Source organism: Streptomyces coelicoflavus, from assembly GCF_003112555.1.
GTDB lineage: Bacteria > Actinomycetota > Actinomycetes > Streptomycetales > Streptomycetaceae > Streptomyces > Streptomyces coelicoflavus.
Window position 1 is genome coordinate 17,424 of sequence record NZ_BEWB01000007.1, and the last position, 22,305, is coordinate 39,728.

A 22,305-nucleotide genomic window follows, 5' to 3' on the forward strand; every position below is an offset into this window, starting at 1 on the left:
ATGAACGGCACACTCCCCGACACGATGCGGGCGGCGTACATCGACGCCGTCGGACCGGCCGACGCCGTCCGGTACGGAGAACTCCCCGTGCCGGCCGTGGGACCCACGGACGTGCTCGTGCGGGTGGCGGCCGTCGCGGTGAACCCCGTGGACACCTTCGTGCGGTCCGGTGCGTACGCCACACCCCTCCCGACGCCCTTCGTCGTCGGCCGCGACCTGGTGGGCGAGGTCGCCGCGGCCGGGCCCGGCGTCGCCGGCTTCGGCGTCGGGCAGCGGGTGTGGTGCAACAGCCTCGGCCACGACGGCCGGCAGGGTTCCTTCGCCCGGTACGCGACGGTCGCCGCCGAACGCCTCTACGCGGCGCCGCCCGGTGTGGACACGGACCACCTCGTGGCGGCCGCCCACCCGGCGGCCTCCGCCTGGGTCGCACTCTTCCGGCACGGACGGCTGAGGGCGGGGGAGACCGTGTACGTCGGGGGCGGCGCCGGGAACGTGGGCGGTGCCGCCGTGGCCCTGGCCTCCCGGGCCGGGGCCCGTGTGGTCGCCACGGCGCGTGCGGAGGACGCCGGGACGGTGCGGGAGCTGGGCGCGGCCGAGGTCCTGGACCACCACGCCCCCGATCTCGCCGAGCGCGTGCGCCGGGCCGCTCCCGACGGCTACGACGTGCACCTGGACACGTCCGGGCACGGGGTGCTCGCCGACGCCGTGGACTCGCTGGCGCAAGGCGGGCGGCTGGTCGCGATGGTGGGCCTGGGCACCGGGCCCGCCGCCCTGCCGTTGAGCCGGCTCTACACCAGGGACGCGAGCATCGTCGGCTTCGCCATCAGCAACGCCACGACCGCCGACCTCGCCGAGGCGGCGCGGGGCGTCGTGGGCGTCCTCACCGGCACATCGTGGCGCCCGCGCATCGCCGACCGGCTGCCGCTGTCGATGACGGCCGAGGCCCACCGCAGGCTGGAGGCCGGCGAGGTGCGGGGGCGTCTCGTCCTCACGCCCTCTTGATCGTCTTTCCGGTCGGCCGGGCGCGGTCCATGATGGGCAGGTCGGAGAAACCGAAACCCGTCACAAGAGCGTGGGGGTCCAGGAATGCGCCGTGAAGACCTGCCGGCACCCGAAACGGGGCTGCTGCTCACCCACTTCCTCACCGTGGCCGACGTGCCGCGCTCGCGTGCCTTCTACTCCGAGGTGCTCGGCGGCGAGGTCGTGCTCGACGAGAACCCGTGCATCGTCAGGCTCGCGAACAGCTGGCTCATCATGAACCCGGGCGGCGGACCGACGCCCGACAAACCCGACGTCACCCTGCGCCCGCCGGACGATCCCGGCACGGCGACGAACTTCCTCAACATCCGGGTCGCCGACATCGAGCGCTGCCACCGCGAGTGGAGCGCGCTCGGCGCCGAGTTCCTCACCCCGCCGATCGACCGGAAGGCCGAACTCCGGTGCTATCTGCGCGACCCGGACGGCTACCTCATCGAGGTCGGCCAGGCCACCGGGCTGCTGGAGGGCATCCTCGCCGATCCGCCCGCGGGTCCGGGCCGGGGCTGACGCGTCCGGCGCGGGCACAGCGGGGCAGCAGGGCAGCTGGCCCAGCAGGGCGGCTCAGGGCTGCGGACGGACGGTCAGCAACTGCTGGGCGTGGCCTACGGGTCCGTCCAGGTCGTGCAGCACGGTGCTGGTGATGCCCTGCCCGGTGGGCCCGAAGACGACGGTGGTGTCCAGGCCGGTCCAGCGGCCCCGCGGGGCACGGTGCAGGTGCAGGGTCAGATCGACGTTCGGGAACATCCACTCCCGGGGCGACTGGCGCACCGCGATGCCGTTGGCCGTGTCGACCAGCGCGACGTAGGAGGCCAGTGGGCTCGCGCTCTCCCCGGCGACCAGATCGAGGCCGGTGGAGACCCAGGCGGTGGTGCGGCCGGGGGAGGGCGGGGCGAGCGGGCGTACGTCCAGGGAGGCGATGTAGCCGCCGGGCCACTCGGACTCCATCGGCCAGCGGGCGAGCGTGTCCGGCGCGGTGAGCCGGTCGGCGCCGCCCCCGGCGACGGCGCTCGTGTCCCCGTCCGCCAGCAGCCATGCCCTGGCCCGCGCCACCGACCGGTCCGCCATCAGCACGGTCGCCTCGACCAGCTCGATGGTGCGTCCCGGACGTATCGTCTCCACCCGTATCTCGCACTCGTCGAGGGCCGGGCGGCCCAGGATGTCGAAACTGATCCGGCTCAGTGACATGTCCGCCACGCCGGGACGGCCCGCCAGATGACGGTCGACGGCGTGCACGATCAGCCCCCCGAGCGGACTGAAGTGCTGTTCGTCCCGGCTCCACGCGCCGCCCGCGTGCGGGGTGGGCTTGTAGCGGTGCTCGTCGATCCGCTCGTAGTAGCTGTCCGGGGTCGCTGTGCTGGTGTTCAACGGGCTGCTCCTGGAACGACGGCGGTGCGGGGGCGGCGGGGGCGGGCCGGGACGGCGGCGCCGGGGCCGCGACCAGGATAGTTCGGCGGCGAATCGGACCCGGGCCCGAGTGGGGCGCCCTCGGCTGGGAACCCAGACGGTCCGAGGAGACCGAGGGGGAGCGCAGGCGAAGGAGCAGCGCGATGGCGAAGGACCGCGACGACGGCGAGCGCCTGAGGAAGGGCGACAAGGTCACCTGGAGCAGCCACGGCTCCCGCACCGAGGGCGAGGTGGAGAAGAAGATCACCGAGCGCACCGAGGCGGCGGGCCGCACCGTGGACGCCTCCTCCGACGACCCGCAGTACCAGGTCCGCAGCGACAGGTCGGGCAGGTCGGCGGTGCACAAGCCGTCCGCGCTGAAGAAGAAGAAGTGAGGTGACATGGACGGCGACGAGCAGGACGAGACCCGGGACGCGTTCCACGAGCTGGTGAACATGACACCGGCCGAGCTGGACAAGTGGCTCGACACCGACGAGTCCCGGGACGCCGGGCACCACCAGGACGGCGGCGAGTCCGTCGGGCACGCCTCCGGCCGCCGGATCGTCGGGATCCTGCGGAAGAAGGAGGGCGACCTCACCGACGACGACTACGAGCACATGCGGAAGGTCGTCGGGTACGTCCGCCGGCACCTGGCCCAGCGTCCGTCGGGCGACGTCCGGGACACCCGGTGGCGGCATTCGCTGATGAACTGGGGCCACGACCCCCTGGAGCGCCATGGATGACGACGCGCACCGGCGTCCCGAGGGCGTGAGCGACGCGACGGTCGAGGCCCTCGGGTCGCTGTCCAAGGCGCTGGAGACGACCGAGTGCGCCCGCGGCCACCTGTTCGCCTTCCACCAGTTCACCGGGTCGGCGGACTTCGAGCTCGACCGCGCGGTCCGGCTGCTGCGCGCCGCCGGACACGAGGACTGGGCGGAACGCGTCCGCACCGAGATCCTGGGCCGCAACGTCATCCCGGGCCACTGGACGTTCCAGATCGTCGAGGCGTACGACCGGACGTACTACCAGGCGTTCCGGGACCTGGAGCGAGACGCGGTGGCGCACCTCGCCGGGGGCCGCGGCCACCTGTACGAGGCGGAGCTGAAGGAGGCCCGACGGACCCGGAACCACCCGGACCACACGTCCCGCCCCGACAGCCCCGCCTGACGGCGGCGCGCGGCGCGTCCGGGGCTCAGTCGCGGCCCCGGGCCCGCTTGAAGCGGTCCAGACCCTCGGCGAGATCGACGATCGGGTCCGGACAGGCGCCGTACCCGGACCGCTCCTCCTTGGGCAACCGCCACGGCTCGTGCACGGAGCGGCCCTCCAGGCCGGCCAGCTCGGGTACCCAGCGCCGGACGTACGCCCCGTCGGGATCGAAGCGCCGCGCCTGGGTCGTGGGGTTGAGGACACGGTGCGGGCGGGTGTCGGTGCCGGTGCCCGCGGCCCACTGCCAGTTGAGCTGGTTGTTGGCCACGTCGCCGTCGGCGAGCAGCTCCAGGAAGTGCCGGGCGCCGACCCGCCAGTCCACGTACAGCGTCTTGGTGAGGAAGCTCGCGACGAGCAGGCGGCCGCGGTTGTGCATCCAGCCCTCGTGCCGCAGCTGGCGCATCGCGGCGTCCACGATCGGGTAGCCCGTGCGCCCCTCCTTCCACGCCGCGACGTCCGCCTCGGCCGCCGCCCCGGTGCGCCAGTGGTCGTGCCGGGTGCGGTAGTCGGCGGCCGCGGCGTGCGGGCGGGCGGCCAGCACCTGGTGGTGGAAGTCCCGCCAGGCCAGCTGCCGTACGAACGCCTCGGCGCCCGGGCCGCCCCTGCCGCGGGCCCGGTGGACCAGTTCGACGGGGGAGAGGGCGCCGAAGTGCAGGTCGGGGGAGAGCCGGGACGTCGCGTCCCCTGCCAGGTCGTCGTGGTGGTCCGCGTAGCCCGTGACGCCGCCGCGCAGCCAGGCCGTCATCCGCTTCCTGGCCTGCCGCTCCCCGCCGGCCGGCAGCCCCGGGGACAGTCCCGTCAGGCCCTTGCGGCCGGGCAGCCGCTCCGAGCCGACGCCGTCCGGGACCCGGACCCGGCGCGGGGCGGCCAGCGGCTCGCGGACGGAGTGCTCGCCCCAACGCCGGAAGTACGGTGTGAAGACCGCGAAGTGGTCGGAGGAGGCCGGGGTGACGGACCCCGGGGCCAGCACGGTCGTCACGGCGTCGTGGACGTGCAGCCGGCAGCCGCGCGCCTCGAGCGCGGAGCGCAGGAGTTCCTCGCGCCGGTGCGCGTGCGCGCTGACGTCGGCCGCCACGTGCACCTCGTCGGCCTCCGCCTCCCCGACCACCGCACACACCTGTCCGACCAGGTCGCCGGAGCGGACGACGAGCCGTCCGCCCCGGTCGCGCAGGCCCGCGTCCAGGTCCCGCAGGCAGTCGGCGAGCAGGGCGAGCCGGTTGGGCGCGGCGAAGCCGGCGGCGTCCACGGCACGGTCGCGGACGAACAGCGGCACCACGGCGGCGGACCGGTCGAGGGCCGCACGCAGCGGCGGATGGTCGTGCAGCCGCAGATCGCGGGTGAACAGGACGACCGACGTGGTCATGGCGCTCCTCGCAGCGGGTCCGGGCGACGCTACCGGACCACGCGACGCCCTCCCCGGGGACGCGCGGGACGCCGCCGCGCCGGGGAAGGACGGGAGGCGGGAAGGACGGACGGATACGACCGCGCGCTGCCCCCTGCCGGGCGACAGGCGACCCAGGGGGCCAGGCCCGCCGCGCCCTCGCTGCCGGTCCGGAGGCCGGGAAGCAGCGGCGGTCCGGGGCGAGGCGTGGGCGGGCGGCCCGGCCGGGCGGGTTCGGCGTTGCGCCGGTCCGGCGCATCGGACGGTGTCCGGGGGGCGTCGGCCCAGTACGGGCGCGCGGGGCGGAGCGGTGCGGCGCACCCGGACGGGACGCGGGCGCCCGCTCCTGGGTAGGGCGGTGGTGGTGGGCAGGTTCAGTGGCGGGGTGCCGTGACCCGGCCGGGCGGGCTGGGGAGGAGGCGGCGGTGCCGGTCGAGGCTGGGGCCGGGGCCGGGACCGCGAACGGTCACCCGGTACGGGGGTACAGGGCACCGGCCCGGGGCGACGGCGGCCCGGCGCGCGGTGTGCCGGTCGCTCACGGGGCAGGGGCGCCGTGGCCCCCGTCGGAGCCGCGCGGAGCGTGTGCGGCGGCGCGGGCGATGTTGCGGGCCATGCCGCCGAACACCACGGCGTGGAAGGGCGACACGCTCCACCAGTACGCCTGGCCCGCCAGTCCGTGGGGGTGGAACAGCGCCCGCTGGCGGTACCGCGTCCGCCCGGCGTCATCGGTCTCGGCGTGCATCTCCAGCCAGGCCAGCCCCGGCAGCCGCATCTCCGCGCGCAGCCGCAGCAGCCGGCCGGGGACGATCTCCTCCACCCGCCAGAAGTCCAGCGAGTCGCCGACCCGCAGCCGCGCGGCGTCCCGGCGGCCCCGGCGCAGGCCCACCCCGCCGGCCAGCCGGTCCAGCCACCCCCGTACCGCCCAGGCCAGGGGGAAGGAGTACCAGCCGTTGTCGCCGCCGATGCCCTCGATCACCCGCCACAGCGCGTCGGGCGGCGCGTCGACCGTCAGTGCGCGGTGGTCGGTGTAGAGGCTGCCGCCCGCCCAGTCGGGGTCGGTGGGCAGCGGATCGCTGGGCGCCCCCGGCACGGACGCGGACGACCAGCGGGTGCTGACCCGGGCCTCCCGCACCCGTTGCAGGGCGAGGCGCAGCGCCTCGTCGAAGCCGAGCGGGTATCCCGGCGGTGGCGGCACGTACCGGACGATGTCGTTCTCGCGGCACACCACCTCGTGCCGCAGCGACTCGGTGAGCGGGCGCGCGATGGCCGCCGGGACCGGTGTGACCAGCCCGACCCAGTGGCTGGACAGCCCGGGGGAGAGCATCGGCACCGGCAGGATCAGCCGCCGGGGCAGCTCGGCGACCTCCGCGTAGCGGACCATCATGTCGCGGTAGGTGAGGACGTCGGGCCCGCCGATGTCGAACGCCCGGGACACCTCGGCCGGCATGGTCGCGCTGCCGGCCAGGGCGCGCAGCACGTCCCGGACGGCGACCGGCTGGATCCGGGTGTGGACCCAGCTGGGCGTGACCATCACCGGCAGCCGCTCGGTGAGGTAGCGCAGCATCTCGAAGGAGGCCGACCCGGAGCCGATGACGACCGCCGCCCGCAGCACGGTCGTGGGCACGCCCGAGGCCAGCAGGATGCGGCCGACCTCGGCGCGGGAGCGCAGGTGCGGTGACAGGTCCCGTTCCGGCACCCCGGCCGGGGTCAGGCCGCCCAGATAGACGATGCGCCGCACCCCCGCCGCCTCGGCCCGCTCGGCGAAGGTGCGCGCCGCCCGCCGGTCGGTCTCCTCGAAGTCGTCGCCGCTGCCGAGCGCGTGCACCAGGTAGTAGGCGACGTCGACGCCCTTCATCGCCGCCGCCACCGAGTCGGCGTCCGTGACGTCCCCGCGCACCACCTCCGCCCTCCCCGCCCACGGATGGTCGCGCAGCTTGTGGGGGGAGCGGGCCAGGCACCGCACCCGGTGCCCGGCGTCGAGCAGTTCCGGCACGAGGCGGCCCCCGATGTACCCCGTCGCGCCGGTGACCAGGCAGCGCAGCCCCGCTCCGCCGCTCTCGTCGCTCGTCCGGTCGGGTCGTTCGCTTCCCTGGCTCATGGGGCTCCGTTGCTCGCGGGACAGTCGTCACCGTCACCCCTTCCCCCGGACGGGCCGCGGTGGACGCGTCCCGGCCCAGGTCGACCCTTCTATACGCTGATCGCGTGGCGACAGCGAACCAGCGCGGACAGCACGCGCACGAGCGGAGGACCGGCCCCGGCACCGAGGCGAGCGACCTGCACGTGCTCGCCGCACAGCTGCGGCGGATGAACGGCGAGATCAACCGTCTCGTGCACGGCTTCGCCGGCAGCCACGGCCTGCACGCCACGGACGTCCAGGCGCTCGCCGCGATCCTGGACGCGCGCGAGCCCATGACCCCCGGGCGGCTGCGCGAGCACCTGGGGCTGACCTCGGGTGCGGTGACGGCGTGCGTGGACCGGCTGGAGCGCGCGGGGCACGTGCGCCGGGTCCGGGAGAGCACCGACCGCAGGGTCGTCCACCTGCGCTACGTGCCCGAGGCCAAGGAGGCGGCCCGGCGGTACTTCCTGCCGCTGGCCGAGGCCGCCGCCGCCACCCGCTCGCGCTTCGACGACGACGAACTCGCGGTCGTGGTGCGCTTCCTGACGGCGATGAACGAGGACCTGCGGCTCGTGCGGTCGGACGAGCGCTGAGCATCACGGCGGTACCGCATACGGGGGAGTGACGGGGGCACACGCGGTGTGTCACGAGGGGAAAGTAACTCAATCATTGAGATTGTCTATGATCGAGTCACTTTCCCGTCGCCCCCGCAGCCCTGGAGACCCGCCACCGATGTCCACCCCCTCCCGACGGGCCCGTTGGCTCGTCCCCGCCGTTCTGCTCCTGATCTGGCTCGGCATCGGCGGAGCGCTCGGGCCGTACGCCGGAAAGCTCGGCGAGGTCGCCACCAACGACCGGGCCGCCTTCCTGCCCCGCAGCGCGGAGTCCACGCAGGTCATCGACGCCCAGAAGGCCTTCCAGCAGGACGAGACGCTCCCGGTGATCGTCGTGTGGACCGCCGACGGCGGCGGCTCCGTCACGGGCCACCGGTCCGCGGCCACCCGCTCCCTGACACCGCTGGAGGGCGAGCCGGGCGTAGTCGGCCAGGCGTCGCCCGCGCTGCCCTCCGAGGACGGCGAAGCCCTCCAGGCCGTCGTACAGGTCGAACCGGACCTCGGCGACGCGCTGCCCGACGTGCTGGCGCGGATCGGCGACGCGGCCGAACGGGTGCCCGGCACGCAGGCGCAGCTGGCCGGTCCCGCGGCCTCCCAGGCGGACCTCTCCGACGCCTTCTCCGGCATCGACGGGCTGCTGCTGGGCGTCGCGCTGATCACGGTGCTGGTGATCCTGCTGCTGGTCTACCGCAGCGTCCTGCTGCCCCTCGTCATCATCCTGGGCGCCGTCTTCGCCCTGGGCCTGGCCTGCGCGATCGTCTACGCGCTGGCCGAGCACGACGTCGTACGCGTGGACGGACAGGTCCAGGGCATCCTGTCCATCCTGGTCATCGGCGCCGCCACCGACTACGCGCTGCTGCTCACCGCCCGCTTCCGCGAGGAACTGGCCCGCCACCCGGACCGCTTCACCGCCGTACGCGCCGCCCTGCGGGCCTCCTGGAGTGCCGTCGTGGCCAGCGCGGCGACCGTCGCCCTCGCCCTGCTGGCGCTGCTGCTCAGCGACCTGACCAACAACCGCGCGCTCGGCCCCGTCGGCGCCATCGGCATCGTCTGCGCCGTGCTGAGCACGCTCACCTTCCTGCCCGCCGTCCTGGTCCTGCTCGGCCGGGCCGCGTACTGGCCCGCGAAGCCCGTACCGGCCGGCGATCCGGAGGCGGCCGGCGGACACCGGCTGTGGCACCGCGTCGCCGCACGGGTGGACCGGGCCCCGCGCCGCATCTGGGCGATCTCGCTGGCCGCGCTGCTCGCCTGCGCCGCCTTCGCGCCGACCCTGACCTCCAAGGGCGTGCCCCTGGACGAGATCTTCGTGAACGACACCCCGTCGGTCGCCGCGCAGCAGACCCTGGCCCGGCACTTCCCCGGCGGTTCCGGAAATCCGGCGGTGATCATCGCCGAGGCCGACCGTCTCGACCCGGTCCTCGCGGCCGCCCGCGACACCCGCGGCGTCGCCTCCGCCGCCGCGGTGACCGCCTCCGGACGTCCCGGCGGGGGTGAGCCCAAGGTGGTCGACGGACGGGTGCGGATCGACGCGACGCTCGAGGCGCCGGCCGACAGCGACGCCGCCAAGAGCGCCGTGGCCCGCCTCAGGACGGCCGTCCACGAGGTACCCGGCGCGGACGCCCTCGTCGGCGGCTACACCGCCCAGCAGTACGACACCCAGCGCACCGCCGAGCACGACCGCACGCTCATCGTGCCCGTGGTCCTCGCCATCATCCTGGTCATCCTGATCGCCCTGCTGCGCTCGCTGCTGATGCCGGTGCTGCTGGTGGCGACCGTGGCGCTGAACTTCGTGGCCACCCTGGGCGTCTCCGAGCTGGTCTTCACCCACGTCTTCGGCTTCAGCGGCACGGACGCCTCCGTCCCGCTGTACGGCTTCGTCTTCCTGGTCGCGCTCGGCGTGGACTACAACATCTTCCTCATGTCCCGGGTGCGGCAGGAGTCCCTGCACCACGGGGTGCGGGAGGGCATCCTGCGCGGTCTGACGGCCACCGGCGGCGTGATCACCTCGGCCGGGGTCGTCCTCGCCGCCACCTTCGCCGCGCTCGGGGTGATCCCCCTCGCCTTCCTGGTGCAGATCGCGTTCATCGTGGCCTTCGGCGTCCTGCTGGACACGCTGGTGGTGCGCTCGCTGCTGGTCCCGGCGCTCGCCCGCGACATCGGCGCCGTCGCCTGGTGGCCGGGGAGGCTCGGGCGCCGGACCGGGGCGGGCAGGGGCGACACCCCCGTGAGGTGACGCTCCCGTGAGGTGACGCCCTCGTGAGGGGTGACGCCCCGCCCGCCGGGCGCGTCACGCGTCCGGACGTCCCGCCGGGGGCCGCACCGTGCCGAGGAAACGCCGTACGGCGATCTCGATGACGACCCGCTCCGGATTCGCCCGGGGCTGCCGGTAGCGGGCGGCGTACCGGGACTCCGCGTCGCGGACCGCCGCGGCGTCGTCCCGTACGGACGCGACGCCCTCCAGCGTGGACCAGTACCTGCCCTCCACCTGGCCCACGGCGACGACCGCTCCGGGTGCCCGCCGCACGTTGCGGGCCTTCGTGGTGTCCCGGCTCGTGATGACCCGCGCGGTGCGGGTGGCGTGGTCGTACGTCACCCCGACCGGGACCAGGTGCGGCGTCCCGTCGGCCCGCGGCGTCGACAGGAAGCAGATCCGGCGCTCCTGCCAGAACCGGACGAACTCGTCGTCCGCGTCGTGCCGTTCCCCGGTGTCCATCCGCTCTCCTCACCCGCGCAGCCTGCGTTCCCTCCGGAACAGCATCGCCCGGCGGGCCGGACGCCCGCTCGGCGGGGTCCGGGCGGTGGGCTCCGGAGGGCGGCGGCGGCCCGGTTCAGGCGGCGTCCCGGTCGGCCGCGTGGGCCTCGCCCGGTTCCGGGCGCGGGCCGGGGGAGCGGTGGTCCCGGCCGCCGGGGAGCAGGCGCAGATGCCGCCGTCGCGCGTGCCGGGGCGGCCCGGGATCACCGAACAGCCGGTCCTCCAGGTACGTCATGGTGAACAGCAACAGCCCCAGCCCGGGCAGTAGTAGGACGGCAACGGTAACCACGCCGCAAGTCCCCCTCCGCTGTGGACGACTCCCTGCGGGTGCCCCGGCCGGGCCCGGTGATGAGGAGGCCGGGAGTGAAGATGCCGCAACCGTCGGACATAAGGGGCAACCGGCGGAACGGGTGACACGTGCGCGGGGTCATGTTCGTGTCGCGCGTGGGTAGGGGGCTCCCTCGGCAGACAAGTCGTCCCCGAGGAACGGAGCAGCCGAGCCGATGTCGCACACCCTCCCGCCCGCCGAACCGGCGACCACCCCGCAACTGGCGGCCTCGTGGTCGGACTGGATCGGCGACCACACCACGTCACTGATCGGGATACCGCTGCGCATCGCGCTCATCGTCGTGATCCTGCTCGTGCTGCGCATGGTGGCGAAGCGGGCGATCACCCGGGTCGTCCAGCGGGTCCTGGAACCGTCGGCGGGCGAGACCGAACGCAGCCGCCCCCGCAGGCAGGCCCGCGGCGCCGCCGTCCTGCACCGAGACCGGTCCCGGGCCCGGCAGCGCCGCGAACAACGGGCCCGCACCATCGGCTCGGTGCTCAGCAGCGCCGTGACCATCGTGCTCTTCATGGTGGGCGTGGCCATGGTCCTCGACCAGGTCGGCATCGCCCTCGGCCCGCTGCTGGCCAGTGCGGGGGTGGTCGGCCTGGCCATCGGTTTCGGTGCCCAGAGCCTGGTCGCGGACTACCTGTCCGGGCTGCTCATCATGGTCGAGGACCAGTACGGCGTCGGCGACTCGGTCGACCTCGGCGAGGCCGTCGGCGAGGTGGAGCACGTCGGCCTGCGCCTGACCCATGTGCGCGACCTCAACGGCGGCCTGTGGCACATCCGCAACGGCGAGATCCTGCGCGTCCGCAACGACAGCCAGGAGTGGGCCCGCGCCGTCCTGGACGTCGCCGTGTCCCACGACGCGAACCTCGACACCGTCTACCGCGTCCTGGAGGACGCCGGCCGCGCGCTGCGCGAGGAGCCGGACTTCGCGGACGTCCTGCTCGAGGACCCGGCGGTGTGGGGCGTGCAGTCCCTGGACGCCGACGGGATGCTGGTGCGCCTCGCGGTCAAGACCGTGCCGCTCCAGCAGTGGGGCGTCACCCGGGAGCTGCGCCGCCGGGTCAAGGAGGCGCTGGACGAAGCGGGCGTCGAGATCCCCTTCCCGCGGCGGACGGTGTGGCTGCGGACCGAGGACCCGCAGGACGAGAAGCAGGCCCTGACGCGCTGAGGGGCCGGCCGCTGGCACCGGGATTTGCCGGACCGGCAAACATCTTTGGCGCCTCCCGACCCGCCGGGGCAGCCTGCACGCGGGGCGCGCGACCGTCGCGCCCCGCGTGCAGACGACCGCGCCCGCCTCAGGAGGCACCATGACCGACATCCCCGCGCCGGCCCCCGCCGCGGAGTTCTGGGAAGCCCGCTACCGCGACACCGGCCGCGTCTGGAGCGGGCGCCCCAACGAGTTGCTGGTCCACGAGGCGGGCGACCTCGCCCCGGGCACCGCGCTCGACCTCGGCTGCGGCGAAGGGGCGGACGCCGTGTGGCTGGCCTCGCGCGGCTGGCGGGTCACCGGCGCCGACATCTCCGCCACCGCCCTCGCGCGCGCCGCCGGACACGCCGCCGAGGCCGGGGTCGGCGACCGCGTCGCCTGGGAACGCCACGAGCTGGGCCCCTCGTTCCCGGCGGGCTCCTTCGACCTGGTGAGCGCCCACTACCTGCAGTCCCCGGCCGAGCTCGACCAGCAGGCGGTGCTGCGCGCCGCCGCGGGGGCCGTGGCTCCCGGCGGCACCCTGCTGATCGTGATGCACGCCGGCTGGCCCTCGTGGCAGACCGAGCCGCCCTTCGACGCCGTCTTCCCCACCCTGGACGGCCTCCTCGCCGAACTCGCCCTGCCCGAGGGGGAGTGGAGCGTCGAGACCCGCCGTACCGCCCGGCGGCCGAGCGTCTCGCCCGAGGGGGTCGAGGGCTTCCGCGAGGACCATGTGTGGTGCCTGAGGCGAGACGCCGTTTTTGTTGAATGAGTTACCTCTCGAGAAATTTGTGATGGAAGGCATGTTCTGGGACTTATCGGACACCCTTGGGTGTGAAGGCCTTTGGCTACCAGAGGGAGATGGTGAAATGCCTTCCAAGGACAAGGTGCTCGAGGAAGTCACCCGCACCGAGAACATCGACATCGACGCGGCACTCGACCCCGCCGAGCCCGACGGAGTCTTCCGCGACAGCCGCGAGTGCGCCGCGCTCGCCCTGCAGTCCGGAGGTACCAACCTCCTGCTCTCGCCGCCGACCCCGCGCCCGAAGAAGGGCTGACGGACCGACGGGAGAATCAGATGGAGCAGTCGAGCACATCGGCCCTCCTGCAGGGAACGGTGCTTGACCTCGCTTCCGACGTGGTCTCCGCTCTTCGGAGCGGAGACCACGTGCGAGCGGGGAGCACCCTGACGGGAGGCGGCGCCGGTGAGGGCGTCGCGCGTGCCGCGGTACGTGTCCTGGGCGCCGACACCCTGCTGCCCAGCGTCCTGCTGGGCGTTCCGCCCGGCCCCGGACAACTCGCCGTGTTCAAGGACGCGGTGGCGGCCCACCCGCCGCGCGACGACGCGGCACCCGCCGTCGTGTGGAGCCACTGGGCCATGACCCGCGCCCTGCGCCGGACCGGACCGTCCCCGGACGGCCCGCCCTCCGACGGCACGGGCGCCGAACCCGACGCCCGCTGGCTCGACGGCGCCGGCTGGCAGTTCCTGACCCACCAGCTCGCCGTCCTCGCCCCGCTCGCGCTTCCTGGCGAGGAGTGCGCCGTGACCCGCGTGGCGCGGGGCCGGCCCGTGGACGTCGCCCGCGGCTTCGTACGGGCGGTGCGCCGCCGCGACTGGCAGCAGGCGGCCGGGGCCGGGCGCTGGCTCACACTCCTGGACGGGGTGCCCGACACCCTCGGACTCGAGGCCGGGCTGGACTTCGTACGCCTCATGGGCGGCTCCGACCCGCGGGTGGCCCTCCAGCTGGAGGCGGCACGGCTGATGCCGGCCGCAGTCCTCCTGTGAGCGGCCGGGACGCGAGCGTGCGCGACGCGCGCGTCCGTGACGTGAGCGTCCGCGGCGTCGAGGAGGCCGCGCTGGCCTGGGTGTGGGCCCACCGCGACCGCTTCGCGCTCGGCGAGGACGCGCTGGCGGCCGACGGCCAGGTCAACCGGACGTGGAAACCCCTGGGCGAGCTGACCCAGGTCTGCGCCTCCGTGGCCCGGTGCACCCCGCCGGACGACCCGCTGCACACCCGCGTGAGCGAACTGCTGGACTTCGCCTGGCAGCAGACCCACCGCGGCGAGCTCTTCCCGCTCATGCAGTCGCTGGAGCCCTTCGCCACCTACCCGCTGGAGGTGTACGCGGCCTTCGCCTCGGCCGGACTGCGGCACCCCGGCTACGAGGCGTCCGCCGCGGTGGTGGCCCGCACCCGCGGCTGGCGGCTGACCGAGCAGTACCCCACCCGCCGCCTCGGCGTGCTCGAGGCGGAGCGGCGCAGCGGCATCCCCCCGCACGGCGGAGTGCCGCAGGCGACGGACCGCACCTGGCTGGGCGGCCTGCCGGAACCCTGGACCTTCGAACGCGCGGCCGGTTACGCGCTCACCCACGTCGTGTTCCACCTCACCGACTGGGGAAGCACCGCACGGGGCGTGCCGGCCGACCTCGCGGAGTACCTGCTGCACTGGCTGCCGCCCTGGCTGGACACCTGCCTGGACGCCCGGATGTACGACCTGAGCTGCGAGCTGCTCGCGGTCGCGGCGAGCCTGCCGCGCCCCCCGGAGCAGGCACTCCTGGAGGACGCCTGGCAGCGTGTCGCGGCCGCCCAGAGAGGCTCCGGCGCGATCCCCGAGGAGGGCGCCGCCCAGGACGCCGCCGGACCGGATCCGGGACCGGACCCCTACGACTTCACCGACTGCTACCACTCCACCCTGATGGCCGCGTTCGCGGCGGCCCTCACCACGGCGGCGACGGCACCCCCACCGGACGTACGGCACGCCGCACCCCTCGGCGGACAGCACGCCGGACAAGGAGCGCCGGGATGACGGACACCCGCCTGATCCACCGCGTCGGAGCCGGTGCCCTGGAGTGGCTGTGGGCCCACCGTGACGGATTCCGCCTCGAACCGGACGTGGACCCCGAGATCGGCTTCCTGGAACGCTTCAAGCCGATCGGCGAACTCGCCCTGATCTGCAAGGTGCTCTTCCGCGAGGGCGTCGCCGGCTCCAGGCAGGCCCAGCTCGCGCGCCAACTGCTCGACCACACCTGGCGGGAGACCCTCGACGGGGGGCGCATGCTGGTGCGCGGGCAGCGCGTCGAGCCCTTCTCGCCCGCTCCCTTCGAGGTCTACCTGCCGTTCAAGGAGCTGGGCTACAGCCAGCCCGAGATCGAACACGCCACGGTCCTCAACCACCGGCTGGACAGCTGGGCCCGGTTCCCGGTGACCCCCACCCGCCGCCTCGGCCTGTCCGCCTTCCAGCGCCGCTTCGGCCTGTCCGCCCGGCCGCCCGAGGCCGACCTGGTCGCCACCACCTGGCTCGCCGGCACCCCCGAGCCGTGGACGGTCGAGGGCCACACCGCGTACGACATCACGCACACCGTCTTCCACCTCACCGACTGGGGCGAGAACCCGGGCGGGCTGCCGCCCGACGTCGCCGACTACCTCGCCACCTGGCTACCGGTCTGGATCGACGACTGGCTCGACCTCGAGCGCTGGGACCTGCTCGGCGAACTCCTCGTCGTGGACGCCTGCCTGCCCCGGCCCACCCTCGACGAGGCCGCCTGGCGGGGCTTCGCCGCCGCGCAGCAGCCCGACGGCGCCATGCCCGCCGTACGCACGATGCCCGAGGGCACACCCGACGCGGTGTTCGACGTGGTCTACCACCCGACCCTGGTCGCCGCCTTCGCCTCCCTGCTCGCCACCTCCCGCGCCCTCTCCGAGCTGGCGCACTCCGCGTCATGACGGGCCGTCGCTCGCCCTGGCCGGACGTCGCCGCCGACGAAGACGCCCCGGACGCGGCCGCCCCGCCGGAGTTGGCACCGGCCGACGAGGCGGCGCTGCGCGAGCGGCTGGCCGGGGCGGTGGCGGCCTCCGACGCCCCCGACGTCGTCTTCGCCGTGTCCCGGCACGGCCGACGCACCCTGTGCAGCGGCGGTACCGCCCCGCCCCCCGACGTCCCCCGCGAGGACCTGCGCTACGAGACCGGGTCGGCGTCCAAGACGTTCACCGCGCTGCTGCTCACGCGCCTGATCCGGCGCGGCGTGCTCACCGGCGGCGAGACGGCCGCCGGCTGCCTGGCCCCCGGCACGAAGGCCGGCCCGCACCCCGTCACGCTCGCCCACCTCATCACCCACACCTCGGGACTGCCCGCCCTGCCGGCCGACTTCGTGCGCCGGGGCCTGCCCGCCTGGCGCACCAACCCGTACGCCCGGTACTCCGCCGAGCGGCTGACCGACACCTTCCTGCGCCACACCCCCAGGCACCGCCCCGGAACCCGCTGGCACTACTCCAACTACGGCGTCTCCGTGCTCGGCCACGCCGTCGCCGCGACCGTCGGCACCGCCTGGGAGGACCTGATCACCGGGCAGGTGCTGCGGGCCCTCGGCCTCAGCGGTACGGCCCTGCGCGCCGAGGGCCCGGGGACCGACGCGGTGGGTCACCGCAAGGACGGCCGCACCCCCGTCCCGGCCTTCGACGCGGGCGGCTTCCAGGCGGCGGGAGCCGTCCGGTCCACCCCGAACGACCTGCTCACCTTTCTCGAGGCCCACCTGGACCCGGCCCGCTCACCGGCCGCCGGCGCGCTGCGGGCGGTGCGGGTGCCGGTGCTGCGGCGGGGTGCGGGCCACCGGCACGTGCACACCGTGGGGTGGTTCCGGCACCCCACGGACGGCGGGCCGATGTACTTCCACAGCGGCGCCACGCTGGGCCAGCAGGCGTTCCTGGGCTTCCGGCCCGACACGGACACCGCCCTGGCCGCGGTGTGCACCCGGCGGTTCCGCGCCCGGGACCCGTTCATCGCCACCGCCTACGCGCTCCTCGCGGAGGGATAGGGACACGCGTGGGCGCGGGGCCGCGTCGAGCGGCCCCGCGCCGGGCGCCGGAAGAAGCCCTCCGTCCGTCAGACCCGCTGCCACAGGGCCGGCGTGCTCGCCGGTGAGCCGGCGCCCTGTGCCTGGTGGCTCTGGAGACAGCGGTACCGCACACCGTCGAAGGACACGGTGGTGCCGACCTGGTAGACCCGGCCCGCGGCCCACGCGTCCGCCGCCGCGTTGTCCTGCGGCGCGGGTGTCCCGGACGCGGCGGAGGTGGTCTTCAGCGTGAGGCCGAAGTCGCTGAGCAGCGGATTGATCGGCTGGTAGAAGGTCGTCCCGCCGTTCGTGCAGTCGCCCGAACCGCCGGACGTGGTGCCCTGCGCCTGGGTGCCCGACACGAAGGGGCCGCCGGAGTCGCCGGGCTCGGCGCACACCGTCGTCTGCGTCAGCCCGTCGACGGTGCCCTCCGGGTAGGTGACGCTCGTGTCGTGCTGCTGGACCGTCCCGCAGTGCCAGCCGGTGGTCGAGCCGGAACGGCACACCGAGGCCCCCACGAGCGCCTCCACCGACCCGGCGATCTGGATCTTCTCGCCGTCCTGCGCCTTGACGTCCGGCGTCGCGGTCCAGTCGGAGTTGACACCCACCCAGGCCATGTCCTTGCCGGGGAAGGTCGAGGCCTGGAAGGTGCCCTGGGCGGCCTCGTTGAACCCGGTGGTGGTGGCGCCCGGGTCGCCGCAGTGCCCGGCCGTGGCGAAGCCCTGCTGGTCGTCCTTGGTGACGGAGAAGCCGATGGAGCAGCGGGCCTGGCCGTCGATGTAGTAGGCGTCTCCGCCGACCAGGTCCTCCAGCACCCGGGGCTGGTCCGGCGAGACGCGGACGGCCACGTCCCGGCCCGACACCCCGGAGGCCGCGAGGAACGCGGTCGCGGCCGACTCGCTGGTGGCCTGGACGGTGACCCGGTTGGTCTTCACGTCGACGTACCAGACCGGCGTCTGCCGGGTCCGGGTCCGCACGGCGGCGGCGTCCAGCTTCTCCTTGACCGCGCGCAGCTCGGCCAGGTTCCTGCCGACGACGGCCGCCTCGGCGCCCTGTGCCTCGATGGCCGCGGTGTCCGCGGCGTCGGTGGTGGCGACGGTCAGCTCGGCCGAGGTCGCGCCGCTCACCCAGGCCCCGGCGAAGCGGTCGCCCAGCGTGTTGCGCAGCATGCCCGCGCGGGTGCCCGCCTCCGCCTCGTTGACCAGCCGGGCCGCCGCCTGTCCCGGCGCCAGCCGCAGGTCGCGCTCCATCGCGCTCAGCATGCGCGCCGGGGCCGCGGCGGCGTCGGGCGTGCGGGCCACGGCGGGCCGAGGTGCCGGGGCGGGCGGCGGTGCGGCCGACGCGGCCGAGGGGAGTGCGGTCAGGACCAGGGCGCCGAGCGCGGTGAGGGCTGCGCGGCGGCTGCGCGCGGCATGTCTGCCGACCATGCGATGTGCCTCCTTCGAGTGCTGTGCGAGACAGCGGTGTTCGGTGGGCGCACCGTGGGTCACGGTGCGCCGGCGGCGAAGTCACAGGCCTTGCCGCAAAGATCCGCGGCGATGCCCGGCCCGGGTCCGTTTCGCGCTATGGGGGACGCCGTGGGTGGCATGTGCAGTACGCGGACGCCCCGCGGCGGCGCGGCCGGGATCAGGCGGGTTTCAGTCCCGGCTCGCCCGCCTCGGTGACGAAGGACGCGGCGGTGGTGACGGGAGCGCCGGGCGCGCTGATGGCGGAGACCGTCCTGAAGTCCAGGTGGGCCGCCTCGCGGCCGAGTTCGGCCCGGACGTAGCCGCGCTTGCCGTTGTAGAACTTCATGTGCGGGTTGGCCCGCATGTACAGGTCCCAGTTGGCGGGTTTCTCCACGCCGTCCCGGCCGCTGGCCACCGAGGTGCAGGTGACCTCGGTGCCGACGGTGGCGGACGCCGGGTCGTCGAAGTCCTCCTTGACGTCGAGCGCGTAGCCCACGTGCACGTCGCCGGTGAGGATCAGCCAGTTGTCGACCCCGGCGGCCTTCGCCCCGGCGACCACCCGGTCGCGCGAGGCCCGGTAGCCGTCCCAGGCGTCCATGGAGAGCGCGGCGTCGGCGGTCGTGTCGAACTTGCGCTGCGAGAAGCACACCTGCTGGGGCATCACGTTCCACAGGGCGGTCGAGCCCTTCCAGCCGTCGAGCAGCCACTGCTCCTGCGCGGCGCCGGTGATGGTGCGCGCCGGGTCGTCCGACTCGGCCCCCGGGGCGTGCGGCCGGTCGTCGTAGGCCTGGTCGGAGCGGTACTGGCGGGTGTCGAGGATGTCGAACTGGGCGAGCGCGCCCCAGTGCAGCCGGCGGTACAGCCGGGCGTCGGGGCCCTGCGGCAGCTGGGCGGCGCGCAGCGGCTGGTTCTCCCAGTACGCGCGGTACGCGGCGGCCCGGCGCAGCAGGAACTCGGACGGCGGGATGTCGTTCTCCGGGGTGCTGCCCGCGTAGTTGTTCTCCGTCTCGTGGTCGTCCCAGGCGACGACGAACGGATGCCGGGCGTGCGCGGCCCGCAGGTCCTCGTCGGTCTTGTACAGCGAGTAGCGCAGGCGGTAGTCCGCGAGGGTCATCGTCTCCCGGTTGAACACGTCGGGCAGCGTGACATCGGTGTAGTGGCGCTCTCCGCCCGCGGAGTTCACCGCGTACTCGTACAGGTAGTCACCGAGGTGGAACACCACGTCCACGTCGTCCTGGGCGACATGGCGGAGCACGGTGTAGTAGCCGTCCATGTAGGCCTGGCAGGCGACCGCCGCGAGCTTCAGCGACGAGACGGCGCCGTCCGCCGCGGGCGCGGTGCGGGTGCGGCCCGCCGGGCTGAGCCAGGCCCCGGCGCGGAACCGGTAGTAGTAGACCGTCCCGGGGAGCAGACCCTTCACGTCGACGTGGACGCTGTGGTTGTACTCGGCGTGGGCGTCGGCGGTGCCCCGGAAGAGGACACCCGCGAAGTACTCGTCCAGGGCCACCTCCCACTCGACCGTGACCCGCTCCGTGCCCATCCCGCCGTCCTCCAGGAACGGTTCGGGCGCCAGCCTGGTCCACAGCAGCACCGAGTCCGGCAGCGGATCACCGGAGGCGACCCCGAGGGTGAAGGGGTCCTTGCTGATCCGGGCGGAGCGTTCGGGGGCCGCGACCGCGCCGCGGGCCGGCAGGTTGGTGGTGAAGGCGAGGGCGGCGGCAGCCGCGGTCACGGTGAGGAAGCGCCGGCGGCCGAGGTGCCGGACGGCGGCGCCCATCACGGCGTCGTGCGGGGAGAAGGCGTGCTCGGCCAGTGCGCTGGGACGGCCCGTGGGCGCCATCTGGTTGTCCTCTCGTACAACGGGGCGATGCGCGGACCCCGCATGCTAAGCAGACAAAACGCTTTAAACGGGCAGGGCTTGCGGAGTGATCACACAGGAGGAGGTACGCGCGTGTGGGCGCGGCACCCGCGGGGCACCCGGAGGCCATGGCCAGGACACGGCGCTACGACGTGGCGGCCTCCGGCCGCCGGTGGGACGAGGACGACGGCCGTTGGCTGCCGGCCGGCGAGGTGCACGCGTGGGAACAGGGCAGGAACGAGACGGTGTGCGGGCTGTCGCTCCACCGCTCGCGGCTCTCCCGGTTCGCCGGAGTCACCTGGACCGACGTGCTGCCGGAGTCCGGCGGCGCCGCCGACGCCGTCCGCCGGGTCTGTCCCCGCTGCGCCGCCGCGGCCGGCCGCCGGGGAGCGGACTCCCGGCCCACCTGGCGACGCGTCGACCCGCGCCCGTAGGGGCCGGACGCGCGGTCCGGCCCCTGATCGCGGTCGGGCGGCCTACGCGGGCAGCGGCGAGCGGCTCACCCGGATCTTGGACTGGCCGTGCGGCCGCTTCTCCCAGTCCTCCATGAACCGCGCGTGCAGACCGTGCTGGGCGGCGAGCGTGAGCAGGGTGTCCGTGCGGTAGTAGAAGTCCTCGCGGAGCACCTGGTGCTCGGTGCCCTCCGTCCGGTCGAAGGTGAAGTCGAAGAACCCCGTGTCGGTCAGGACGCGGCCGACGTGCGCGAGGCACTCGTCGATGACGCCCAGCGGCGAGTGCGAGAAGACGCTGTGCGCGTGGACGACGTCGAAGTGGCCGTCGGGCAGGAACTCCAGCCGCAGGTCCCCGGTGATGGTCAGGTGGGGCAGCTTCGCCTGGAGCCCGCGCTCGGTCAGGGTCTGCTTGGCGGCGATCAGGATGTCCGGCGAGATGTCGACGCCGTAGTAGTGACCGGTGTCGAGGTGCTCGATGAACCGCCAGCCGCCGCGCAGGTTGCCGCAGCCGATGTCGAGCATGCGGTGCCCGGGGCGCAGCCCGTGCTCGACCAGGTAGTCGAACTGCATCTGTCCGAGCGCCAGCCAGCGGTCGTGGGTCCGGCTGCCGACCGCGGCCTCGGGGTTGCGCCGGGTGTCGGAGGCCATCACCGCCCGGTAGTAGCCGACGTGATCGCGGTGCTTGATCCGCAGCCACGCGTCGCGTCCGGCCCGGCGGACGTAGGGGCCGACGCGCCCGGGGTGGCGCAGCGCGTACCCGGCCTTGTGGGTGAGCGCGGCGCGGTTGTCGCGCAGCTTCTTGGGGGACTTGGCGTCCTTGGGCATGGGGGACGACCTCCGTACGAGTGACTCGGACACTGGTGGGCCTCGTAGTAGCGGGAGACATACCCCTGCCGGGTCGTGCCCTCCCGCAACTCCCGGCCGGAGGGGGAGGCGCACTCCGGCAGAACCTGCCCCCGTCGATGCCGAGCAGTGTCGAACTTGGACTTCTGGTCCAGAGGCTGGACGTGTAGTCTGAGTGAGATGAACGAACCCGCACTGGACGCCGAACGCGACGCCGTCCTCGCCGCACTGCGCCCCGTCGTCGACGGGATCGCCGCGACGTTCGGACCGGTCTGCGAGGCGGTGCTCCACGACTACCGGCACCCCGAGCACTCGGTCGTGGCCGTCGCCGGATCCGTGACCGGACGGACGGTGGGCGGCGCGATGAGCGAGATCGGCATGCGCGTGCTGGCCCGCGGCGACGAGGCACGCGACGAGCTGAACTACGTCACGCGCACGGCCGAGGGCAAGCTGCTCAAGTCCTCCACCATGGTGCTGCGCGACTCCACGGGTGCCGTCTTCGGTGCCCTGTGCGTCAACCTGGACGTCACGGCCGTCGACCGGGCCCACGCCCTGCTCGGAGCCCTCGCCGGCACCGCCCGGACCCCCGCCGAAGTCCCGGCGACCACCTTCGGCGACGACATCGACGCCGTGGTCGACGCCATCGTGGACGACCACCCGCTGCGCCGGGACACCAGCTGGGCGGCGCTGGACCGCGAGCGGCGCCTGGAGCTGTTCCGCGACCTCGACGGGCGCGGTGTGTTCGCCGTACGCCGCTCGGTCGAGCACGTCGCCGCCCGGCTCGGCATCTCCCGCGCCTCCGCCTACCACTACCTCTCCCAGGCCCGCGCCGTCCCCGGCCCGGCCGCCGACACCCCCTGAGG

The 22,305-nt window shown here is 74.3% G+C and carries 24 protein-coding genes; 16 read left to right on the top strand and 8 right to left on the bottom strand.

Translation table 11 applies throughout. The features are described 5' to 3' along the window. Positions 1–1,002, top strand: a complete 1,002-nt coding sequence (locus Sco07f_RS17630; RefSeq protein ID WP_108988379.1) for an NADPH:quinone reductase — start codon at positions 1–3, stop codon at positions 1,000–1,002. 84 nt (positions 1,003–1,086) lie between these two features. After that, positions 1,087–1,545, top strand: coding sequence for a VOC family protein (locus Sco07f_RS17635; RefSeq protein ID WP_108988380.1), 459 nt, complete (start codon positions 1,087–1,089; stop codon positions 1,543–1,545). Between the two features lie 54 nt (positions 1,546–1,599). Here Sco07f_RS17635 and Sco07f_RS17640 read toward each other — a convergent pair whose 3' ends face one another. Then, positions 1,600–2,403, bottom strand: coding sequence for a thioesterase family protein (locus Sco07f_RS17640; protein WP_087788508.1), 804 nt, complete (start codon positions 2,401–2,403; stop codon positions 1,600–1,602). 182 nt (positions 2,404–2,585) lie between these two features. On the opposite strand from Sco07f_RS17640, the gene Sco07f_RS17645 reads away from it, so the two are divergent. From Sco07f_RS17645 to Sco07f_RS17655, 3 genes are read left to right on the top strand one after another with little or no spacing between them, the layout of a single operon-like run. After that, entirely contained in the window at positions 2,586–2,816 is a 231-nt protein-coding gene (locus Sco07f_RS17645) for a hypervirulence associated TUDOR domain-containing protein (protein ID WP_108988381.1), read from the top strand. A 6-nt stretch (positions 2,817–2,822) separates the two neighbouring features. Then, a complete protein-coding gene (locus Sco07f_RS17650) occupies positions 2,823–3,164 on the top strand; it encodes a DUF3140 domain-containing protein (protein ID WP_108988382.1) in 342 nt (113 codons plus the stop codon). After that, positions 3,157–3,588 carry a hypothetical protein gene (locus Sco07f_RS17655; RefSeq protein WP_108988383.1) on the top strand — a complete coding sequence of 144 codons (432 nt, stop codon included), beginning with the start codon at positions 3,157–3,159 and terminating at the stop codon, positions 3,586–3,588. The genes Sco07f_RS17650 and Sco07f_RS17655 overlap by 8 nt, the downstream gene beginning before the upstream one ends. Positions 3,589–3,613: 25 nt before the next feature. On the opposite strand, the gene Sco07f_RS17660 is transcribed toward Sco07f_RS17655, so the two are convergent. After that, positions 3,614–4,990, bottom strand: a complete 1,377-nt coding sequence (locus tag Sco07f_RS17660) for a cryptochrome/photolyase family protein (protein ID WP_108988384.1) — start codon at positions 4,988–4,990, stop codon at positions 3,614–3,616. 553 nt (positions 4,991–5,543) lie between these two features. Continuing rightward, positions 5,544–7,106 carry an SDR family oxidoreductase gene (locus Sco07f_RS17665; RefSeq protein ID WP_108988385.1) on the bottom strand — a complete coding sequence of 521 codons (1,563 nt, stop codon included), beginning with the start codon at positions 7,104–7,106 and terminating at the stop codon, positions 5,544–5,546. 104 nt (positions 7,107–7,210) lie between these two features. Between Sco07f_RS17665 and Sco07f_RS17670 the strand changes: the two genes are divergently transcribed. Continuing rightward, positions 7,211–7,717, top strand: coding sequence for a MarR family winged helix-turn-helix transcriptional regulator (locus Sco07f_RS17670; protein ID WP_007389314.1), 507 nt, complete (start codon positions 7,211–7,213; stop codon positions 7,715–7,717). Positions 7,718–7,856: 139 nt separating this feature from the next. Beyond that, positions 7,857–9,971 (top strand): MMPL family transporter, encoded by a 2,115-nt coding sequence (locus tag Sco07f_RS17675; RefSeq protein WP_108988386.1) that lies wholly within the window; start codon positions 7,857–7,859, stop codon positions 9,969–9,971. 54 nt (positions 9,972–10,025) lie between these two features. Here the strand turns inward: Sco07f_RS17675 and Sco07f_RS17680 are convergent, their stop codons facing one another. Together Sco07f_RS17680 and Sco07f_RS17685 are read right to left on the bottom strand one after the other, a co-directional pair. Beyond that, positions 10,026–10,451 (bottom strand): PPOX class F420-dependent oxidoreductase, encoded by a 426-nt coding sequence (locus tag Sco07f_RS17680; RefSeq protein WP_087788502.1) that lies wholly within the window; start codon positions 10,449–10,451, stop codon positions 10,026–10,028. Between the two features lie 115 nt (positions 10,452–10,566). Beyond that, positions 10,567–10,779 (bottom strand): hypothetical protein, encoded by a 213-nt coding sequence (locus Sco07f_RS17685; protein ID WP_087788501.1) that lies wholly within the window; start codon positions 10,777–10,779, stop codon positions 10,567–10,569. Positions 10,780–10,993: 214 nt separating this feature from the next. On the opposite strand from Sco07f_RS17685, the gene Sco07f_RS17690 reads away from it, so the two are divergent. The 7 genes from Sco07f_RS17690 to Sco07f_RS17720 all read left to right on the top strand — a co-directional run bounded on the left by Sco07f_RS17690 (position 10,994) and on the right by Sco07f_RS17720 (position 16,823). Further along, a complete protein-coding gene (locus Sco07f_RS17690) occupies positions 10,994–11,995 on the top strand; it encodes a mechanosensitive ion channel family protein (RefSeq protein ID WP_054101248.1) in 1,002 nt (333 codons plus the stop codon). 139 nt (positions 11,996–12,134) lie between these two features. After that, on the top strand, positions 12,135–12,785 hold the full coding sequence (locus Sco07f_RS17695) for a class I SAM-dependent methyltransferase (protein WP_108988387.1): 651 nt from the start codon (positions 12,135–12,137) through the stop codon (positions 12,783–12,785). 97 nt (positions 12,786–12,882) lie between these two features. Further along, positions 12,883–13,071 (top strand): hypothetical protein, encoded by a 189-nt coding sequence (locus Sco07f_RS17700; protein ID WP_007390169.1) that lies wholly within the window; start codon positions 12,883–12,885, stop codon positions 13,069–13,071. Between the two features lie 20 nt (positions 13,072–13,091). Next, positions 13,092–13,799 (top strand): hypothetical protein, encoded by a 708-nt coding sequence (locus Sco07f_RS17705; protein ID WP_108988388.1) that lies wholly within the window; start codon positions 13,092–13,094, stop codon positions 13,797–13,799. Positions 13,800–13,840: 41 nt separating this feature from the next. Continuing rightward, positions 13,841–14,818 carry a DUF6895 family protein gene (locus tag Sco07f_RS17710; protein ID WP_108988621.1) on the top strand — a complete coding sequence of 326 codons (978 nt, stop codon included), beginning with the start codon at positions 13,841–13,843 and terminating at the stop codon, positions 14,816–14,818. Continuing rightward, positions 14,815–15,735 (top strand): DUF6895 family protein, encoded by a 921-nt coding sequence (locus Sco07f_RS17715; protein ID WP_108988389.1) that lies wholly within the window; start codon positions 14,815–14,817, stop codon positions 15,733–15,735. The genes Sco07f_RS17710 and Sco07f_RS17715 overlap by 4 nt, the downstream gene beginning before the upstream one ends. After that, the gene (locus tag Sco07f_RS17720; protein WP_054101245.1) at positions 15,732–16,823 is read left to right on the top strand and encodes a serine hydrolase domain-containing protein; all 1,092 of its coding nucleotides are present in this window, start codon (positions 15,732–15,734) and stop codon (positions 16,821–16,823) included. The genes Sco07f_RS17715 and Sco07f_RS17720 overlap by 4 nt, the downstream gene beginning before the upstream one ends. Positions 16,824–16,891: 68 nt before the next feature. Here the strand turns inward: Sco07f_RS17720 and Sco07f_RS17725 are convergent, their stop codons facing one another. Next, a complete protein-coding gene (locus tag Sco07f_RS17725) occupies positions 16,892–18,268 on the bottom strand; it encodes an alpha-lytic protease prodomain-containing protein (RefSeq protein WP_087788497.1) in 1,377 nt (458 codons plus the stop codon). Positions 18,269–18,467: 199 nt separating this feature from the next. Continuing rightward, positions 18,468–20,129, bottom strand: coding sequence for an alkaline phosphatase D family protein (locus Sco07f_RS17730; protein ID WP_108988390.1), 1,662 nt, complete (start codon positions 20,127–20,129; stop codon positions 18,468–18,470). Between the two features lie 146 nt (positions 20,130–20,275). Here Sco07f_RS17730 and Sco07f_RS17735 point away from each other — a divergent pair, with 146 nt between their 5' ends. Then, the gene (locus Sco07f_RS17735; protein WP_167468151.1) at positions 20,276–20,581 is read left to right on the top strand and encodes a hypothetical protein; all 306 of its coding nucleotides are present in this window, start codon (positions 20,276–20,278) and stop codon (positions 20,579–20,581) included. Between the two features lie 42 nt (positions 20,582–20,623). Here the strand turns inward: Sco07f_RS17735 and Sco07f_RS17740 are convergent, their stop codons facing one another. After that, positions 20,624–21,424, bottom strand: a complete 801-nt coding sequence (locus Sco07f_RS17740) for a class I SAM-dependent DNA methyltransferase (protein WP_108988392.1) — start codon at positions 21,422–21,424, stop codon at positions 20,624–20,626. A 198-nt stretch (positions 21,425–21,622) separates the two neighbouring features. Between Sco07f_RS17740 and Sco07f_RS17745 the strand changes: the two genes are divergently transcribed. After that, complete coding sequence (locus Sco07f_RS17745) at positions 21,623–22,303, top strand: helix-turn-helix transcriptional regulator (protein ID WP_087788493.1); 681 nt, start codon at positions 21,623–21,625, stop codon at positions 22,301–22,303. Positions 22,304–22,305 lie beyond the last annotated feature (2 nt).

Coding starts and splice junctions, on each gene's coding strand:
- Sco07f_RS17645 (WP_108988381.1), top strand. CDS start 2,586: ATGGCGAAGGACCGCGACGACGGCGAGCGCCTGAGGAAGGGCGACAAG.
- Sco07f_RS17715 (WP_108988389.1), top strand. CDS start 14,815: ATGACGGACACCCGCCTGATCCACCGCGTCGGAGCCGGTGCCCTGGAG.
- Sco07f_RS17675 (WP_108988386.1), top strand. CDS start 7,857: ATGTCCACCCCCTCCCGACGGGCCCGTTGGCTCGTCCCCGCCGTTCTG.
- Sco07f_RS17730 (WP_108988390.1), bottom strand. CDS start 20,129: ATGGCGCCCACGGGCCGTCCCAGCGCACTGGCCGAGCACGCCTTCTCC.
- Sco07f_RS17735 (WP_167468151.1), top strand. CDS start 20,276: ATGGCCAGGACACGGCGCTACGACGTGGCGGCCTCCGGCCGCCGGTGG.
- Sco07f_RS17680 (WP_087788502.1), bottom strand. CDS start 10,451: ATGGACACCGGGGAACGGCACGACGCGGACGACGAGTTCGTCCGGTTC.
- Sco07f_RS17690 (WP_054101248.1), top strand. CDS start 10,994: ATGTCGCACACCCTCCCGCCCGCCGAACCGGCGACCACCCCGCAACTG.
- Sco07f_RS17740 (WP_108988392.1), bottom strand. CDS start 21,424: ATGCCCAAGGACGCCAAGTCCCCCAAGAAGCTGCGCGACAACCGCGCC.
- Sco07f_RS17720 (WP_054101245.1), top strand. CDS start 15,732: ATGACGGGCCGTCGCTCGCCCTGGCCGGACGTCGCCGCCGACGAAGAC.
- Sco07f_RS17655 (WP_108988383.1), top strand. CDS start 3,157: ATGGATGACGACGCGCACCGGCGTCCCGAGGGCGTGAGCGACGCGACG.
- Sco07f_RS17695 (WP_108988387.1), top strand. CDS start 12,135: ATGACCGACATCCCCGCGCCGGCCCCCGCCGCGGAGTTCTGGGAAGCC.
- Sco07f_RS17650 (WP_108988382.1), top strand. CDS start 2,823: ATGGACGGCGACGAGCAGGACGAGACCCGGGACGCGTTCCACGAGCTG.
- Sco07f_RS17725 (WP_087788497.1), bottom strand. CDS start 18,268: ATGGTCGGCAGACATGCCGCGCGCAGCCGCCGCGCAGCCCTCACCGCG.
- Sco07f_RS17665 (WP_108988385.1), bottom strand. CDS start 7,106: ATGAGCCAGGGAAGCGAACGACCCGACCGGACGAGCGACGAGAGCGGC.
- Sco07f_RS17635 (WP_108988380.1), top strand. CDS start 1,087: ATGCGCCGTGAAGACCTGCCGGCACCCGAAACGGGGCTGCTGCTCACC.
- Sco07f_RS17660 (WP_108988384.1), bottom strand. CDS start 4,990: ATGACCACGTCGGTCGTCCTGTTCACCCGCGATCTGCGGCTGCACGAC.
- Sco07f_RS17630 (WP_108988379.1), top strand. CDS start 1: ATGAACGGCACACTCCCCGACACGATGCGGGCGGCGTACATCGACGCC.
- Sco07f_RS17705 (WP_108988388.1), top strand. CDS start 13,092: ATGGAGCAGTCGAGCACATCGGCCCTCCTGCAGGGAACGGTGCTTGAC.
- Sco07f_RS17700 (WP_007390169.1), top strand. CDS start 12,883: ATGCCTTCCAAGGACAAGGTGCTCGAGGAAGTCACCCGCACCGAGAAC.
- Sco07f_RS17745 (WP_087788493.1), top strand. CDS start 21,623: ATGAACGAACCCGCACTGGACGCCGAACGCGACGCCGTCCTCGCCGCA.